General features: G+C 67.6%; 16 protein-coding genes. 9 read left to right on the forward strand and 7 right to left on the reverse strand.

Features of this window, described 5'->3' with window-relative positions; all coding sequences use genetic code 11:
• Positions 1-128: 128 nt before the first annotated feature.
• Positions 129-1,817 (forward strand): M1 family metallopeptidase, encoded by a 1,689-nt coding sequence (locus ABN401_RS12705; protein ID WP_349685228.1) that lies wholly within the window; start codon positions 129-131, stop codon positions 1,815-1,817.
• A 3-nt stretch (positions 1,818-1,820) separates the two neighbouring features.
• Here the strand turns inward: ABN401_RS12705 and ABN401_RS12710 are convergent, their stop codons facing one another.
• Positions 1,821-2,618, reverse strand: coding sequence for a transglutaminase-like domain-containing protein (locus ABN401_RS12710; protein WP_349685229.1), 798 nt, complete (start codon positions 2,616-2,618; stop codon positions 1,821-1,823).
• A 306-nt stretch (positions 2,619-2,924) separates the two neighbouring features.
• Here ABN401_RS12710 and ABN401_RS12715 point away from each other — a divergent pair, with 306 nt between their 5' ends.
• The 4 genes from ABN401_RS12715 to ABN401_RS12730 all read left to right on the forward strand — a co-directional run bounded on the left by ABN401_RS12715 (position 2,925) and on the right by ABN401_RS12730 (position 7,082).
• Positions 2,925-5,513 carry a TonB-dependent receptor gene (locus ABN401_RS12715; RefSeq protein WP_349685230.1) on the forward strand — a complete coding sequence of 863 codons (2,589 nt, stop codon included), beginning with the start codon at positions 2,925-2,927 and terminating at the stop codon, positions 5,511-5,513.
• Positions 5,514-5,681: 168 nt separating this feature from the next.
• A complete protein-coding gene (locus ABN401_RS12720; RefSeq protein WP_349685231.1) occupies positions 5,682-6,611 on the forward strand; it encodes a hypothetical protein in 930 nt (309 codons plus the stop codon).
• A 59-nt stretch (positions 6,612-6,670) separates the two neighbouring features.
• On the forward strand, positions 6,671-6,883 hold the full coding sequence (locus ABN401_RS12725; protein WP_349685232.1) for a DUF1902 domain-containing protein: 213 nt from the start codon (positions 6,671-6,673) through the stop codon (positions 6,881-6,883).
• A gap of 4 nt (positions 6,884-6,887) precedes the next feature.
• Positions 6,888-7,082, forward strand: coding sequence for a type II toxin-antitoxin system HicA family toxin (locus tag ABN401_RS12730; protein ID WP_349685233.1), 195 nt, complete (start codon positions 6,888-6,890; stop codon positions 7,080-7,082).
• Between the two features lie 63 nt (positions 7,083-7,145).
• On the opposite strand, the gene ctrA is transcribed toward ABN401_RS12730, so the two are convergent.
• Positions 7,146-7,853, reverse strand: a complete 708-nt coding sequence (ctrA, locus tag ABN401_RS12735; RefSeq protein ID WP_349685234.1) for a response regulator transcription factor CtrA — start codon at positions 7,851-7,853, stop codon at positions 7,146-7,148.
• 252 nt (positions 7,854-8,105) lie between these two features.
• Here ctrA and ABN401_RS12740 point away from each other — a divergent pair, with 252 nt between their 5' ends.
• Together ABN401_RS12740 and ABN401_RS12745 are read left to right on the forward strand one after the other, a co-directional pair.
• A complete protein-coding gene (locus ABN401_RS12740) occupies positions 8,106-8,477 on the forward strand; it encodes a chromosomal replication initiator DnaA (protein WP_349685235.1) in 372 nt (123 codons plus the stop codon).
• Positions 8,474-9,190 carry a DUF6456 domain-containing protein gene (locus ABN401_RS12745; RefSeq protein ID WP_349685236.1) on the forward strand — a complete coding sequence of 239 codons (717 nt, stop codon included), beginning with the start codon at positions 8,474-8,476 and terminating at the stop codon, positions 9,188-9,190. The genes ABN401_RS12740 and ABN401_RS12745 overlap by 4 nt, the downstream gene beginning before the upstream one ends.
• 60 nt (positions 9,191-9,250) lie before the next feature.
• On the opposite strand, the gene ABN401_RS12750 is transcribed toward ABN401_RS12745, so the two are convergent.
• Together ABN401_RS12750 and ABN401_RS12755 are read right to left on the reverse strand one after the other, a co-directional pair.
• Positions 9,251-10,216, reverse strand: coding sequence for an HWE histidine kinase domain-containing protein (locus tag ABN401_RS12750; protein ID WP_349685237.1), 966 nt, complete (start codon positions 10,214-10,216; stop codon positions 9,251-9,253).
• Positions 10,217-10,421: 205 nt separating this feature from the next.
• A complete protein-coding gene (locus ABN401_RS12755; protein WP_349685238.1) occupies positions 10,422-10,850 on the reverse strand; it encodes a SufE family protein in 429 nt (142 codons plus the stop codon).
• Positions 10,851-11,038: 188 nt separating this feature from the next.
• Between ABN401_RS12755 and ABN401_RS12760 the strand changes: the two genes are divergently transcribed.
• Together ABN401_RS12760 and ABN401_RS12765 are read left to right on the forward strand one after the other, a co-directional pair.
• Entirely contained in the window at positions 11,039-12,739 is a 1,701-nt protein-coding gene (locus ABN401_RS12760; protein WP_349685239.1) for a sensor histidine kinase, read from the forward strand.
• 118 nt (positions 12,740-12,857) lie between these two features.
• On the forward strand, positions 12,858-13,757 hold the full coding sequence (locus tag ABN401_RS12765) for a hypothetical protein (protein WP_349685240.1): 900 nt from the start codon (positions 12,858-12,860) through the stop codon (positions 13,755-13,757).
• A 4-nt stretch (positions 13,758-13,761) separates the two neighbouring features.
• Here ABN401_RS12765 and ABN401_RS12770 read toward each other — a convergent pair whose 3' ends face one another.
• Genes ABN401_RS12770 through ABN401_RS12780 form a run of 3 tightly spaced genes read right to left on the reverse strand, consistent with a single transcriptional unit; the run spans position 13,762 to position 15,508 of the window.
• Complete coding sequence (locus ABN401_RS12770; RefSeq protein WP_349685241.1) at positions 13,762-14,937, reverse strand: aminotransferase class V-fold PLP-dependent enzyme; 1,176 nt, start codon at positions 14,935-14,937, stop codon at positions 13,762-13,764.
• Positions 14,934-15,227: a type II toxin-antitoxin system RelE/ParE family toxin gene (locus ABN401_RS12775; RefSeq protein WP_349685242.1), complete on the reverse strand. Its 294-nt coding sequence runs from the start codon at positions 15,225-15,227 to the stop codon at positions 14,934-14,936. Before ABN401_RS12775 ends, ABN401_RS12770 begins: the two co-directional genes overlap by 4 nt.
• Positions 15,224-15,508 carry a hypothetical protein gene (locus ABN401_RS12780; protein ID WP_349685243.1) on the reverse strand — a complete coding sequence of 95 codons (285 nt, stop codon included), beginning with the start codon at positions 15,506-15,508 and terminating at the stop codon, positions 15,224-15,226. The genes ABN401_RS12775 and ABN401_RS12780 overlap by 4 nt, the downstream gene beginning before the upstream one ends.
• Between the last annotated feature and the right edge of the window lie 43 nt (positions 15,509-15,551).

The raw sequence follows: 15,551 nt of genomic DNA on the forward strand, positions 1-15,551 counted from the left end.
CTGCATCACCAGCCGTCCCCACCCGGTCTCCGCTCCGCGTCGACCACCCTCCCCCGAGGGGGAGGGAGAAGCGCCCGCCTCGCCCTCCGCCCCTTGACCCCACCCCCTCCCCGTCGTGATCTCCGTCCATGTTCACGCGCCTCGCCATGACCGCCGTCCTCCTCGCCGCCACCCCGGCCCTGGCCCAGGAGCCCGCGCGCGAATCCTCCGCCTTCACCCTGCGCAGCGACCAGCCGCGCGCGCCCGAACAGGAGGCCGTCACCTTCGACCTCGCCGACCTCGCGATCCGTGTCCTGCCCGAGACGAAGTCGATCGACGCCGTCGCCACCCTGACCTTCACCGCGACCGCCCCGGTCGAGCGGTTGGTCGTCGAGCTGGACGGACGTTTCACCATCTCGGGCGTCCAGGTCGACGGGGCCGAGGTGCCGCCCGACGCTTGGGCCAATCCCGACGGCCGTCTGTCGGTCGAGATCGGCCGTACGCTCGTCCCCGGACAGTCGGCCGTCCTGCGCGTCGCCTATTCCGGCCTGCCGCGCGTCGCGCCCCAGGCGCCGTGGGATGGCGGCTTCGTCTGGTCGACCGCCCCGTCGGGCGAGCCCTGGATCGCCACCGCCGTCCAGGGCGAGGGTTGCGACCTGTTCTGGCCCTGCATCGACAGCGCCCTGGCCGAGGTGAAGCGGGTCGATCTGCACATCACCGTCCCCTCCGCCCTGTCGGCCCCGTCGAACGGACGGTTCCTGGGCATTGTCGATCACGGCGATGGCTGGACCACCTGGAACTGGTCGGCGCGCGACATCAATCCCTATGCGATCGCGCTCAACATCGGGCCGTACGCCAAGGTCGAGGCGACCTATTCCAGCCGCTTCGGCAACGCCTTCCCCATGGAATACTGGCACCTGAAATCCGACGACCCGGCCAAGGTCGCGGCCCTGTTCGCCCAGTTCGCCCCGATGCTGGACTTCTTCGAAGCCACCGTCGGCCCCTATCCCTTCGCCGACGAGAAGATGGGCGTGGTCGAGACCCCGCACCTGGGCATGGAGCACCAGACCATCAACGCCTACGGCAATGGCTACCGCATCGACCTGCGCGGCTACGACTGGCTGCTCCAGCACGAACTGGCCCACGAGTGGTTCGGCAACCAGATGACCAACGCCAACGCCGACGACTTCTGGCTTCATGAGGGGCTGGGCACCTATATGCAGCCGCTCTACGCCGGCTGGCTGAACGGCGATCGCTACATGCAGGTCGAGTTGGGCAAGCTCCACGCCGACCTCGCCAACCGCTATCCGGTCGTCTCGGGCCAGCCCCGCTCGGCCGGCAGCTATCTGGACGACGCCGGCCCCGGCAACGACATCTATTTCAAGGGGGCCCTGACGGCCCACACCCTGCGGATGCTGATCGGCGACGAGGCCTTCTTCCGCTCGATCACGACCCTGGTCTACGGCCGCCCCGACCCCGCCCCCGGCAACTTCACGACCGTCCGCCGCTCGACGCAGGATTTCATCGACATCGTCGAGGCCGAGACCGGCCGCGAACTCGACTGGCTGTTCCGGGGTTATCTGATGAACGCCGCCCTGCCCGTCCTGAACCAGAGCCGCGAGGGCGATCGCCTGGCCCTGTCCTGGACCACCGGCGACGGCGCGCCCTTTCCCATGCCGATCGAGGTTTCGGTAGACGGCGTCGTCACCACCCTGCCGATGACCGATGGCCGGGGCGAGATCGCGGTGCGGCCCCACGCCCACGTCCTGATCGACCCGGACAACAAGGTGCTGCGCCGCCTCGACCTGATCGAGACATACCGCAACCGGTCGAACTGAGGCCTACGCCGCCTGGGCGGTCTCGTCCTCGGCCTCGGCCGTGATCGACTGGCGCACCAGCTCGCAGGTGCCCTGGGTGGACAGAAAGGCGATGTCGGCCGCGTCCCGCCCGCAGGCGATCCGCACCAGCCCCTCGATCGGGGCCAGCCCGGTCGGATCGACCAGCCACCAGCCGTTCGACAGCCAGATCTCGAAGATGGCGTGAAAATCCGGCGGGTTCAGCTGATGGGCATAGGCGCTGACTGCCCGCGCGGGAATGCCCGACGCCCGGCACAAGGTGATCCCCAGATGGGTGAAGTCGCGGCACACCCCGGCCCGATCGATGAAGGTCCGCGCCGCCGTCGTCTCGGAATCCGAAACCCCACGCTCATAGTCGATGTTGGCCGTGATCCAGTCCAGGATGGCCAGCACCCGCTCGCCGCCCGTCGTCTCGCCGAACTGACGCTCGACGAACCGCCCGAACTGGTCCGACGGGCAGTACCGGCTGGGCCACAGATAGGTCAGCACATCGGCCGGCAGGTCGTTCCAGTCATGCTGGGTCGCCCCGGGCGGCAGGCCCATCAGCCGACCGTTGTCCACCAGCGCCTCATAGGACACAGCGACCTCGCCGCCCAGACGCGCCCTCAGGGTCCGCGCCCCGAAGTCGGCGTCGACATCCTCGTGGAAGCTCAGTTCGGGCGTGACCTTCAGCCGTTCGCTCAGGATCGTCTGCCCCGGCCAGCGCGCAGCATGGATCTTGTAGATCGCATCCGTCGGCGGATCGAAACGATAGACGAGCTCGGCGCGGACGCGGATCTTCATGGACGGCCTTGTCTGGGAGAAGCGAGACCGCAACGCCGCGCATCGGGCGGCCGTTCCGGATGACGCCGTCTAGCAGCTTTCGACGGACGGAAAAGGGGCAGGGCGATCCGGGTTGTCCGCGCGGCACCGTGCGCCCATCGGTGGAAACGCGACGCTTCTCTGACCGTTGCTTGCAGCTTCCACGAAGCTGTGACGACGTTAAATTGAAATATCGGCGGCCTTTGTCTTCCACTGTTGAAGTGTGGCGAATGCATGACCTAGACGTCGGCCTTAAATCTGTCAGGTGGGGTCAGTACGATGACTGTTATGCACAAGTCTATCCGCACGCGGTCGATCCACTTCATTGCTTCGACGTCAGTACTCGCGCTGCTCGCCGGGCCGGCGCTGGCCCAGGAGCGACAGGAGGATCAACTCGACGAGATCGTGGTCACGGGCCAGGCCCGGGCCGTGCAACAGGCCATCGCCGCCAAGCGCGAGACCTTTCAGGTCTCGGACGGCGTCTCGTCCGACGACATCGGCCGCCTGCCCGATCACAACACCGCCGCCGCGCTCCGCCGCATCCCCGGCGTCTCGGTCCAGGAAGACCAGGGCGAGCCGCGCTTCCCGGTTCTGCGCGGTCTGCCCTCGACCTACAATCGCACGACGATCGACGGCGCCGTGGTCGCTTCGGTCGGCAACGGCGACCGCACCGTGCCGCTGGACATCGTGCCCTCGACCCTGGCCCGCCGCCTGGAAGTCGTGAAGACCGTCACCCCGGACATGGACGCCAACGCCATCGGCGGCACCATCAACATCCTGAGCCGCAGCGCCATCGACGAGGGCCGCCCCTTCTTCGCGGGCACGGCGGCGCTGGGCTTCTACGAGCAGTCGGGCGATCAGCGCGACGAGCAACAGTCCGGTCGCGCCAACTTCACCGCCGGCACCGTCTTCGGCGACACCGACCAATTCGGCGTGGTTCTGTCGGCAAGCTACTACCTGCGCGACTCCGACATCCCCCAGGTCGAGGTCGCCTCGCCCAGCTATCGCGAATACACCGCCGCCGGGGCCCCCGCGAACTTCGGAACGGGCAATGGCATTCTGGTGCCCATCCAGCGCAGGCTGTTCTACTACAACAACAACCGCGAACGGATCGGCGGCCGCATCGCCTTCGAATGGCGTCCGTTCGACGGCCTGACCCTGGTCGCGGCGGGCCTCTACAACGCCATGAAGGACGACGAGGAGCGGATCGAGAGCCGCTACGAGCAGGTGGGCGCGGTCACCGCCCAGACGGACACCACCGGCACCTTCGCCTCGGGCCGCAACATCCTGGGCCTGGGCCGCTTCCAGATCGACCGCTCGGTCTGGGCGGGCACGCTCGGCGCGGACTGGGATCTGTCCGACACCCTCACTTGGACCGGCGATTTCGTCTATTCGGGTGCCGAGCTCGACAATCCGGAATCCACCGAGGAGTTCCGCACCTCCGACGCCTTCGGCTTCCGCTATGACACCTCCGGCTTCTTCCCCCGGTTCGACGCGATCAATCCGGCGGCGCTCGGCGTCGCGGGCAACTACAACTTCACCAATCGGTCCGAGCTGCTGCGCTCGTCCCAGGAAGACATCTACGAGGCGCGCTCGGATCTGGCGTTCCGCACCGACGCGCTCGGCGACCGGCTCGACCTCAAGGTCGGCGGCGTCATCCGCTCGACCGAGCGGGTGTTCGACCAGAACACCGGCTCCTTCTCCCAGCAGGCCGGCCTGAACTACACCCTGGCCCCGGTGGCCCAGCCCGGACCGACGCCGCTGGTCCAGGGCATCTATCCCTTCGGCCTGCGGATCGACTCGGCCGCCGCCGAGGCCTTCTTCCAGGCCAACCGCGCCCGCTTCAACGGGACCTTCAACACCCTTTCGGCCGACTATGAGGTGACCGAGGACGTCTATGCCGCCTTTGCCCAGGCGACGCTCGGCCTCGGCACCCTGACCCTCGTCGGCGGCGTCCGCTACGAGGCGACCGAGGTCGAGAGCCAGTCCGTCCGCATCAACGGCGCGACCATCACCCCCATTTCGGCCGAGGGCGACTACGACCACTGGCTGCCCAGCCTGCACGCGACCTGGGAGATCGGCGAGGACCTGATCGTCCGGGGTGCCTGGACCAACACCATCGGCCGGCCGAACTTCTCCAGCATCACCGCGCGCGAGCAGATCAACCTGACCGGCACCGTTCCCTCGCTCAGCCGGGGCAATCCAAACCTGCAGCCGCGCGAGAGCGAGGGCTTCGATCTGTCGGTGGAATGGTACATCCCGCGCGGCGTGCTCGCCGCCGGTGTCTTCTCCAAGGACATCGAGAACGAAATCTTCTCGCTGAACACGGTCGAGCAACTGGACCTGGGCCTCGGTCGCGGCGTCGAGACCGTCAACGTGTCCCAACCCACCAATGCCGAGACGGCCACCATCCAGGGGCTGGAACTCAGCTATCAGCAGTCGCTGTTCTTCCTGCCCGGCTGGCTCGACGGCTTCGGCGTCGGGGCGAACGCCACCTTCCTGGACACCGAATTCCGCTTCCGCACGGCGGCGGGCGTCCGCACCACCGGGTTCGTGCTTCAGCCCGACCAGACCTACAACGCCCAGGTCTACTACCAGCGCGGACCGTTCGAGGGCCGCGTCAGCTATAACTACATCGGCCGCTTCCTGGAGGGTGCCAACGCCAGCCAGCCCGCGGCCGACCAGTACTGGAAGAGCCGGGGCACCTTCGACGCCCAGGTCAGCTGGCGCTTCAACGACGCCGTCACCGTCTTCGCCGAGGCCGAGAACCTGACTGACGAGGGCCGCCGCGAGGTCACCGGGCCCAACGCCGATCTGCTGCAGGAATCCGCCGAGTATGGCCGGGTGCTTTGGATCGGCGTGTCGGGGCGGTTCTAGGGTTCACTCGAACCGTCATCCTCGGGCTCGACCCGAGGATCGGATTTTCGGCCGCTCGTGCGGGTGGATGAGGCGCGATCTGGGGGCGCCTCCACCAATCGAGTGGCAGCCAGTCCGATCCTCGGATCAAGTCCGAGGATGACGGAGCAAGATAGGATGGAGTGGGTCATGCTCAGACGTTTCCTCGCTGGAATGGCGCTCGCCACCCTCGCGCTCGACTGCTCCACCGCCGCCCTCGCCCAGGAACGCCCCTCGGTCGCCGAGCCCGCCGAGGCCCGCGCCATCCCGCCTCTGGCCGACTATCCGAAGCGAGAGGAGCGACCTCTGCCGCAGCCGCCCTATCCGCCGACCTTCGCCTCGGTGGAGATGCGCCGCTACGCCGACATTCGCGAGGCCGGCCAGGGCGCGGCGGCCGCCGGCGACGATTTCTACGCCGTCGTCAACACCCGGCTCGGTCGCTACGCCAAGGCGGACGGTGCCAAGCTGGCCGAGTGGGCGGGTGATCCGACCCTGTTCGTGCACCTGAATGCCTGCCTGGTGCACGAGGCGCGGCTGATGTGCGCCCACTCCAACTTTCCGCATGTGCCGATGGTCTCCTCGATCGAGGTGTTCGATCCGGAGACCCTGGAGCACCTCGACTCCGTCAGTCTGGGCCACCAGATCGGCTCCCTGACCTGGATCGACTTCAAGGACGGCGCCTGGTGGGCCCTGTTCGCCCACTATGACGGCCGGGGCGGCGAGGACGGCCGCGATCACCGCCACACCACCCTGGTGCGTTTCGACGACCAATGGCGCCGGACCGAGAGCTGGGTCTTCCCGCCCTCGGTGCTGGAGCGGTTCGCGCCCACGTCCTCGTCCGGCGGCGGCTGGGGCGACGATGGCCTGCTGTACGTCTCGGGCCACGACGCCCCCGAACTTTATGTCCTGGCCCTGCCTGAAGCCGGTTCGGTGCTGCGCCATGTCGCCACCGTGAATGTCGGCATCGAGGGCCAGGGCTGGGCCTGGGACCGCACCGCCGACCGCGAGATCTGGGGCATCAGCCGCCAGGGGCGATCGGTCGTTCAAATCCATGTGCCGCCGTTGCCTCTGCAGCCCTGACAGGGCCACCAGGACCACCTCTCGTTGACGAGCCAGGGCGGGGGGCGCACTATTCTCCCATGGCTCGATACACCGTCACCGCCGTCTGGGACGCCGAAGCCGGGGTCTATTGGTCGCAGAGCAACATCGTCGGCCTGAATGTCGAGGCGGAGACGCTGGGCGAATTCGTGGACCTCGTCGAGACCTTGGCACCGAGCTTGATGCGCGACAACGACCAGCAACCCGGACCCATCACGATCACGGGCGAAACGGCGATGAAAGCCGCATCCTGACGGCGTGCCGAAAGACTTCTATCCCGAACTTGAACGCAGACTGCGCGACGCCGGCTGCCAGTTCGTTCGCGCCGGCAAAGGCAGTCATGAAATCTGGTTCAGCCCGGCCACCGGCAAGACCTTCGCCGTCCCCCGGACGAAAAGCCGGCATATGGCGAACGAGATCTTGAAGGATGCCGGACTGCCCAAAGCGTTCTGAGTGACAACAAGACGCCCGCCGGTCTCCCGGCGGGCGTTTCGATGATCAGCGTTTGAGCGGTCTTCAGGCCGCGGCGCTGACCGCCGCCGAGCCTTCGGATGGGTCTCGCAGGACATAGCCCCGGCCCCAGACGGTTTCGATGTAGTGCTTGCCGCCCGCCGCCGTCGCCAGCTTCTTGCGCAGCTTGCAGATGAAGACGTCGATGATCTTCAGCTCCGGCTCGTCCATGCCGCCGTAGAGGTGGTTGAGGAACATTTCTTTGGTGAGCGTCGTGCCCTTGCGGAGCGAGAGCAGCTCCAGCATCTGGTATTCCTTGCCCGTCAGGTGGACGCGGTGACCGTTCACCTCGACCGTCTTGCCGTCCAGGTTCACCGCGATCTCGCCGGTGTGGATGATGGCCTGGGCATGGCCCTTGGAGCGACGGACAACGGCGTGGGTGCGCGCGATCAGCTCGTCCTTGTGGAAGGGCTTGGTCATGTAGTCGTCGGCGCCGCCGCCGAAGGTCTTGACCTTGGTCTCGATCTCCGTGGAGCCCGACAGGATCATCACCGGCGTGTTGATCTTGCCGACTCGCAGCTGACGCAGAACCTCCAGGCCGCTCATGTCCGGAAGGTTCAGGTCCAGCATGATCATGTCGTAGTCATAGATCTTGCCCAGATCGATGCCTTCCTCGCCCAGGTCCGTGGTATAGACGTTGAAGCCCTCGGATTTGAGCATCAGCTCGATGCTTTGCGCCGTGGCGTGATCGTCTTCAATCAGCAGAACACGCATTGATGCCCCTCCAGGCAAAACTTGACCATATGACCCGATGCACACGCACGGGTAACCTTGTTCGAGAGTTAACCGGCCAAAACCTTAAGAACGGTTAATGGCACCCCGATGTCCGAATCGTAGGCTGATTTGCGAATCGACGTCGAGGGCCACGAGTCAACGATTCTAATTTTCTCGTCCGTTCATCCCTACGTCCGCTTCTGACGCACCTTAGGATTATCTTCCTGTCTCGGTTTGGACGGGAGGTGGACGGTGAGGGAGCCCTATCGGGTTGCGGTCAACGAACGGGATCGGCTGCACGCCGATCTGGTGATGCAGCTGGTGGCGGTCCGGCTGGGGGTGCCGACCGAGGTGATCCGGCGCACGAAACGGCTCGCCGCGCCGGCGCTCAGGGCCCGGCGGGTGTCGATGTATCTGGCCCACGTCGCCCTGGGCTGGCAGTTGGAGCGGGTCGGCCACGCCTTCGGGGTCAATCGCCAGACCGCCGCCAACGCCGCGACCCGCATCGAGGAGGCCCGCGATCACGAGGCCCTCAATCTGCTGCTCGAGGAACTCGAGGACGCGATCCACGCCATCGTCGACGCGCCGCCGCCCAATCTGTCGGACCTGGGAGAGGTGGCATGAACGCCCCCGTCGCTCGCGCGCGCCGGTTGATCGGTCGCCCCGGGGCCTGGATCGACGCCGTCGTCCCGGACCGGACCTATGCGCTCAGGCTCGGCCCCGGCCGCGCCCATCGCGCGATCACGACCGTGGACGAGGCCGTCTTTCGCGCCCTGGTCGAGACGCCGGGCCTGCGCCGCCGTCCGAACGGCGGGTGGGAGGCGCGCGACGCGCCCGGTCCCGAACGCCCGGTCACCGTGGGCGCGCCCGGCCGGATCGAGGGCGAGCGCGTTCTGATGGAGGCCGACGGCCGGCCCCGCCGCGTCCGCGTCAACCTGGGCCAGAGCCCGATCCAGCGCCTCGCCGTCCGCTGCGACGCCGAGGGCCGCCCGTTCCTGACCCCGGCCGAGGCCGCCGCCGGCCTCCGCCTGGGCCTGGACGCCGAAAAGGCCCTGTCCGGCCCTTCGCTCACCATGCGGTGGGATGCGCTGCCTCGTTCGGGCACAGGCTCGGCCGCCCGCGTCGAGCCCGGCGACCGCGCGCTCAACGCCGCCGACCGCGTCCGGCTCGCCCTCGCCGCCTGCCCACCCGACACCCGCGCCGTTCTGGACCACATCTGCATCCGGGGCGCGACACTCGGCTTAGCCGAGGAGGCGTTCGGGCTGCGGCGGACGGAGGGACGCGATGTGCTGAGGCGCGGACTGGCGGCCCTGGCGCGGTACTACGGGGTGGGGTGAAGCGACCTGTGAGCGGACGTTGCGGAGATCAGTGATCGGTGGACAGCGGACATTCAGGCGTCAGACCAATCGATCCAGCGGTATCGACAGGCTGACATGAAGCCCTTCAGCGAGCCATTCACGCTCGATAGTGCCTGATAGCTGCGCCCTAACCGTCCGGTTCAATAGCATCGTGCCAAAACCGGGTGTAGGATCGCCTGAGGGAGTGAGCGCCAGGCCGGTTTCAGTCCAGTCGATGATAAGGCGGTCAGCGGATTGGTTCAGGTGTATGACGAGTTCACCGGACGCGTCCTTGATCGCCCCATATTTTACAGCATTGGTCGCGAGTTCGTTCAGCACCAACGACAGGGAGGTGATCACGTCCTTGCCGATAACCGTGTCATCGCCGGTCAACGTGACGTTTGCGCCCGCATCCCGGTAAGGCACCAGTAGCGCGGTAATGAGCCCCTTGACCGTTTTCGGGGCGGTTTCCAGATCAGCATCATCCATCGGACAGATGAAGGAGATCGCCCGTCCCAACCCGTCGAGGCGCTGGCGGAGAGTTTGGACGAAGGGACGCACTTCAGGCTGTGACCGCGCCGACAGGTGGATCAAACTGTCCACGACCGCGAAGAGGTTCTTTATGCGGTGGGAAAGCTCTTTAGAAACCAGAGCGGTCTCTCGGCGGTCATGCTCGCGCCGGCTTATATCCTGCGAGATCGCTTGGAGGGCATAAACGTCGCCTAGAGTGTCGCGGATTGGTGTGACGCACACGTCCCACGTCTTCGTCACTCCTTTGGCGGTGGGGCACTCAGCAGTGAAGCGCGCAACTTTGCCGCTTGCCGCTTGGCGGATTGAACCTTCAACGAGGGACTGACTGACGGAGGGCCACAGGAGTTTCCAAGGCTGGCCAACCACCGACCCGAAGTCATCGATTTCAAGGAGGCACAGGCCATCTGGATCGATGTTCCGCAGTGTTCCGTCGAGACCAATCGTCTTGAGACAATCAGTGATGTCGACGACGGTTGCTGCCGTGCTGTCGGTCATTGATCCACCGGCGACCCCATCGCAGATGGGATGCCAAAATGGCGATTGGTCACGCCCTAACGTCCAAAGCGCAGTGTTGGGTCGCTAAGTCAACCACGACTCCTTCGGCCCGCCTAGGAGCGTGGTTTGACCGCTGTGTGCGGAGCCGACAGGCTAGATCTGCTTGTGAGGCGGGCGTCCGCTTTGGGTCGGAAGGAGTCCCCGCCTACCCCGCCGCCATCGCCTCCGCCCGGATCCGCCCCACCATGGCGTTCAGCCCGTTCGCTCTCTGACGCGTCAGGGCCTGCGGCAGGCCCAGCCGGTCCAGGGCCGCCCTGGCGTCGAAGGCCAGGATGTCGGCGGGCGCGCGCCCGGAATAGAGCTTCAGCAACAGCGCCACATTGCCCTTGGAGATCGCGCTGTCACTATCGGCGCGGAACATCAGCCGGTCGTCCTCGCGGCCGCTCGCCAGCCACACCTGGGCGGCGCAGCCGGGCACCTTGTTGGCCGGGGTCCGGTCCGCGTCGGGCAGCGGCGCCAGGTCCTTGCCCAGGTCGATCACATAGGCGATGCGCTGTTCCCAGTCCTCCAGCACCTCGAAATCCTCGATAAGTTCATCCAGGGTGCGGTCGATCGGAGTGGGCGCGTCGGTCATGGTCGCCAGATAGGCCCCGGGCCGATTAACGACAACCGCCCCGATCCTCCCCAGGGCGCGGCCCTTCGCCCACCGCTGCGAATCCCCATTGGCGGGAGCGGGCTTTTGGCGACTCGTGCACAAGGCTACCCTCCACTGTTGGGCGCTCCTCCTCAGCCAAGCCACCGCCCCGGCTTTTCGGACTTCGCTTGACGCAAGCTCCCGCACATTCGCCAGAGGACGCGGCCGGGCAGGTCCGGACCCCCGCGTTCGAAGGGCGTGGCGTCCTGATCGCCTGGCACGGAGGCTGGGCGGCGGCCATGGTCGCCGGCACGATCGTGGCCCTCTGGCTGGCCGGCCTTCGCGGTCCTGCGGCCTTCGGGGCCCTGGCGATGGTCGGCCCGGGGCTGGCGGGCCTGGCTCTGCTCCATCGCGACGGGCCCGGCGAGCGCGCCCTCGTTCTGGTCGGATGGACCCTGGCCAGCCTCGCCGCCCAGGTGCTGTCTGGCGGCCTGTCCGGCCCTCTGGTCGGGCTGGTGGTCATGCCCTTCGTGGCGGCCCTGGCCCTGGGCGGTCCCCGGCACGGCGTGCGCATCGCCCAGGCCGGAGCGGCGGGCTCGGCCCTGGCGGCCCTGGGCGGCCAGTTGTCCGCCTGGTGGATCGGTTCGCCCCGCGCCGAGATCGCCACCGCCGCGCTGTTCGCCCTGCTGGCGGCCGGCGCGGCCGTCCTCGCCGTGCACCTGTCCTGGCGGGTCCGCGAACGACGACTGACAGAGGCCGAGGACGAGACCGCGCGCGTTCGCGCCCTTCTGGCCAGCCTGCCGGGTCTGACCCTGGTGATCGAGCCCTCGGGCCGGATCGTCGCCGACTATGGCGCGCCTCACGACGCGCTGGATCTGGAGGCGCTGAAGCTTCAGGGCCTGATCGCCGCCGTCCATGCGCCCGACCGCCCCGCCGTCCTCGCCGCCATCGACGCCGCCCTGGCGGGTCAGGAAGCCCAGACCACCTTCGCCCCGCGACAGGCGCTGGACCGCCGGGTCAATCTGGTCCTGCGCCGTCTCGACACCCCCGCGACCACGCCCCTGCTGGTCGCCCAGGCCTTTGACGCCACACGCCAGTTCGCCGTCGAAGTCGGCCTGGAGGCCGCCCGCGCCGAGGCCGAGGCCCGCGACGTCGGCAAGACGCGCTTCCTGGCCAACATGTCCCACGAGCTGCGCACGCCGCTGAATGCCGTGATCGGCTTCTCCGACATCATGCGTCAGCGCCTGTTCGGTCCCCTGCCCGTCCGCTACGCCGAATACGCCGACAGCATCCACGAGGCGGGCAACCACCTGCTGGAACTCATCAACGACGTGCTGGACGTCTCCAAGATCGAGGCCGAACGCTACGAGCTGTCGCGCGAGGTCTTCGACGCGCGCGACGCCGTCTCGGCCGCCGTGGCCCTGGTCCGCGTCACGGCGGCCGAGAAGGGCGTCACCCTCAACAGCCTCCTGCCCGACGAGGCGCTGAGCGTCGACGCCGACCGCCGGGCGCTCAAGCAGATCACGCTGAACCTGCTGTCCAACGCCATCAAGTTCACCCCGGTCGGCGGCTCGGTGACCGTGACGCTTGAAGCCATCGGCCCCTATCTGGAACTGGTGGTCGCCGACACCGGCGTGGGCATCGCCAGGAAGGACCTGAAACGTCTGGGCCGCCCGTTCGAACAGGCCGGTGCCGCCGACCAGCGCGCCCAGGGGACCGGCCTCGGCCTGTCGCTGGTGCGTGCCCTGGCCGAACTGCACGGCGGCCGCATGAACCTGGAGTCCACGCTCGGCGAGGGCACGGCCGTCACAGTCCGCCTGCCCGTCGCCCAGGTCGCCCGCCCGGCCCCCGAAGGCGGCGCTGAGGTCGTGCCGCTGAACGTCCACTGACGCGCGGTGTTCTTTCCGCGCGAAACGCGAGGTCGAAATCGTGCGCGTGGCCAAGGCGACGCAATTCGATGCTATGCGTTACACCCGCTGATATGCTGAAGCTGGAGCGCTCCCCCGTATGCGTCGCTTTCTGATCTGGTCGGCCCTGGCGGTCGTCATCGGCCTGGCCATCGCCGGGATCGGCTATTGGTCCTACTGGAACTTCTACGCGCGATTCCAGCCGGTCACGGTGACCCGCAACCAGGCCGAGATCCAGCGCCTGCTGGACGAGGCCTCCTGGCTGTCCGGCGGCGGAGGCGGAGAGCCGCTTTACGTCATCGGCTATCGCGACTCGGCCTCGTTCCAGCGGTATCAGGCCCAGGAGGGCGACCGCCTGCGCGCAGGCGGCATCGAGATGCGCGTCATCGTCTTCGCCCGCCCCGACCGCGAGGGGGCCCCGCAGTCCACCCCGACCGAACGCTCGACCATCGCCGAGCTTTGGCTGACCCGCGACTGGAGCCTGTACGAACGCTGGACGGCGACGCCCTCGCGCAACTGGACGGCGGCGGGCATCCCCGTCGCGGACGGCAATCTGGCCCGCTCGGCGGTGGTCGAGGCCGGCCGCCAGTTCACGACCCGGCTGAATGATCTCTTGCGCGACGCCGGGGTGGCGACGGGCTACCCCCTGGTGATCTGGCGCGACCGCGAGGGCTTCCTGAAGGCCTGCGCCTGCTCGGACAGCCGGTCCTGGGCCTTCGTCCGCGACGACATCGGCGCGCCCGACACCCTGTCCGCGCCGACGCCGCCCGAGCCGATGGATACGGTGCCCGTCGCGCCCGGCAGCCTGCCCTATCCCAACCTGGGACCGATCCCCCCGGCGGACGGCACCGTCGCGCCCGCCGATCCGACGAGCCCGGGCGCGGCGACCCCGTCCACCCCGGCACGGCCGTCCCCGACGCCGCGGACCGAGCCCGGCCGTCCCTCCACGCCCCGCCCGCCGCCCGAGGCGACCAGGCAGGACGACACGACCTTCTTCTAAAGCGTCAGCCGAACCGTCGGCCGCAGACCGCGATCAACGTCTCGACGTCCTCGTCGTCCTGATAGAGGCCGAAGCCGAAGCGGATCACCTCGTCACGCACATCGGTGACGACGTTGGCGGCCAGCAAATCGGCCCGCCAGGCCTGGGCGTCCTTGTGCTTCAGCGCCAGGAACCGCGCGCGGGGCCGGTTGTCGCCCGACGGGGGGTTCAGCACCGCCGCCTCACCCAGTCGGCCGCATTCGCCGCCCTGCAAGGCCTCGAAGAAGCGCGACGACAACTGGTCGGCATGGGCCGAGACGTCCGCCGTCGTCAGGCCGTTCTCCTCCAGCATCCGCCGCACGCCGTTGAAGCGATACAGCGGCGTGGAATCGAACGTCGCCCCCCAGAACCGCCCGGCGTCGCCCCGGTACTGCACGCCCTCCGGCGGCCCCATCAGATTGCCGAACTCGGCGAACCAGCCCGTCACGACCGGCCGCGCGCAGAAGCCGTCGGGCGCGTGCAGGAAACCGGCCCCCTCGCCCGTCATGGCGTATTTGTAGCCGCCCGAGACGTAGAAGATCCGGTCCGCGACCGTCGACAGGTCCGTCGGCGTGGCCATGAAGCCGTGATAGCCGTCCACGACCACCCACGGGCCCTCGGGTCTGGCCAGCGCCGCCAGATCGTCGATGCACCCTATGGCCTGGCCCGTCTTGAAGAAGACCTGGCTGACAACGATGGCGTCGAAGCCGCCGCCCGCGGCCGCCGCCACGAAGCGCTGATCGAACGTGTCGAAGGGTTCGAGCGAGACGCGTGTGACGACCGCCTCGCCGGCCTCCTCCCACCGCTCGGCCTGGCGTCGGAAGGCGTGGAACTCTCCGTCCGTGGTCAGGATGTGGATCGGCCGGGTCTCAAAGCCCGAGAAGATGCGGATCAGAAAGTCGTGGGTGTTGGGCGCAAAAACCACCGTCTCCGGATCAGGCAGACCCAGCTCCTTGGCGACGTGCCGCTGCGCCTCCGGCACGACCTCGCCGAACACCAGGTCCCATTTGCGATCCGCGAAATGGTTCGCCTCGACCCAGGCCCGCACCTGCCCGTCGAACGAGGCGTCCGGCCACAGGTGATGGCTATGCGCCGCGAAATGCAAACGCTCGGGATCGAGCGCCAGGGCGCGGGAGAAGAGGGGTTTGTGAGAGGTTGTCATCGTTTGAACATCGCTGCCGAAATGTCTCGCGAAGCGTCCAGAACACGTTCGATCAAAACATGATCTCGCTGCACCGAATAGAATATGTAGTGGCGACCCAGCGTTCGCTGGCGCACCGGTGGATCCAACCTGTAGGCGATCGGAAATCGCTGCGGCATCCGGTTCAGCGCGCGGCAGCGTTGCTCGATCCGCAAGACATAGTCGAAAGCTGCCCGACGGCTGTCGCAGGCGATAAAGTCGGCGATGTCCTGAATGTCCGCGCGGGCTTCCGCCGACAGTTCGACCCTCACGCAGGATCCGAGTATCGCGCGCGGAGCTCTGCGAACACGACGTCTGCCGGAATGCTTGGTCGGGGATCCCGGCGGGACTCCTCGATCAAGGCCTTGGCATAGGCGATGAACTCCGGCGTTTCGACCGAACGTTCTTCGGCCCGGCGTTCTGCGGCCCATTCGCTGACGATCATCGTCAGCGCCGCGCCAACCGACGCGAACTCGCCCGCAGCCACGGCCGCCTCGACATCCGCGTAGATGTCTTCGCCGATCTCGGCCGTGATGGTCTCGTGCTTGCCCATTGCGTTCCTCGTCAGACGAAGACTACCACACGGCCGACTTGAG

Source organism: Brevundimonas aurifodinae, assembly GCF_040195595.1.
In the GTDB taxonomy this organism is placed as follows: domain Bacteria; phylum Pseudomonadota; class Alphaproteobacteria; order Caulobacterales; family Caulobacteraceae; genus Brevundimonas; species Brevundimonas aurifodinae.

Bases quoted from the DNA above. Each gene is read 5' to 3' on its own strand.
- ABN401_RS12705 (WP_349685228.1), top strand. From the start codon at position 129: ATGTTCACGCGCCTCGCCATGACCGCCGTCCTCCTCGCCGCCACCCCG.
- ABN401_RS12710 (WP_349685229.1), bottom strand. From the start codon at position 2,618: ATGAAGATCCGCGTCCGCGCCGAGCTCGTCTATCGTTTCGATCCGCCG.
- ABN401_RS12715 (WP_349685230.1), top strand. From the start codon at position 2,925: ATGCACAAGTCTATCCGCACGCGGTCGATCCACTTCATTGCTTCGACG.
- ABN401_RS12720 (WP_349685231.1), top strand. From the start codon at position 5,682: ATGCTCAGACGTTTCCTCGCTGGAATGGCGCTCGCCACCCTCGCGCTC.
- ABN401_RS12725 (WP_349685232.1), top strand. From the start codon at position 6,671: ATGGCTCGATACACCGTCACCGCCGTCTGGGACGCCGAAGCCGGGGTC.
- ctrA (WP_349685234.1), bottom strand. From the start codon at position 7,853: ATGCGTGTTCTGCTGATTGAAGACGATCACGCCACGGCGCAAAGCATC.
- ABN401_RS12745 (WP_349685236.1), top strand. From the start codon at position 8,474: ATGAACGCCCCCGTCGCTCGCGCGCGCCGGTTGATCGGTCGCCCCGGG.
- ABN401_RS12750 (WP_349685237.1), bottom strand. From the start codon at position 10,216: ATGACCGACAGCACGGCAGCAACCGTCGTCGACATCACTGATTGTCTC.
- ABN401_RS12755 (WP_349685238.1), bottom strand. From the start codon at position 10,850: ATGACCGACGCGCCCACTCCGATCGACCGCACCCTGGATGAACTTATC.
- ABN401_RS12765 (WP_349685240.1), top strand. From the start codon at position 12,858: ATGCGTCGCTTTCTGATCTGGTCGGCCCTGGCGGTCGTCATCGGCCTG.
- ABN401_RS12770 (WP_349685241.1), bottom strand. From the start codon at position 14,937: ATGACAACCTCTCACAAACCCCTCTTCTCCCGCGCCCTGGCGCTCGAT.
- ABN401_RS12780 (WP_349685243.1), bottom strand. From the start codon at position 15,508: ATGGGCAAGCACGAGACCATCACGGCCGAGATCGGCGAAGACATCTAC.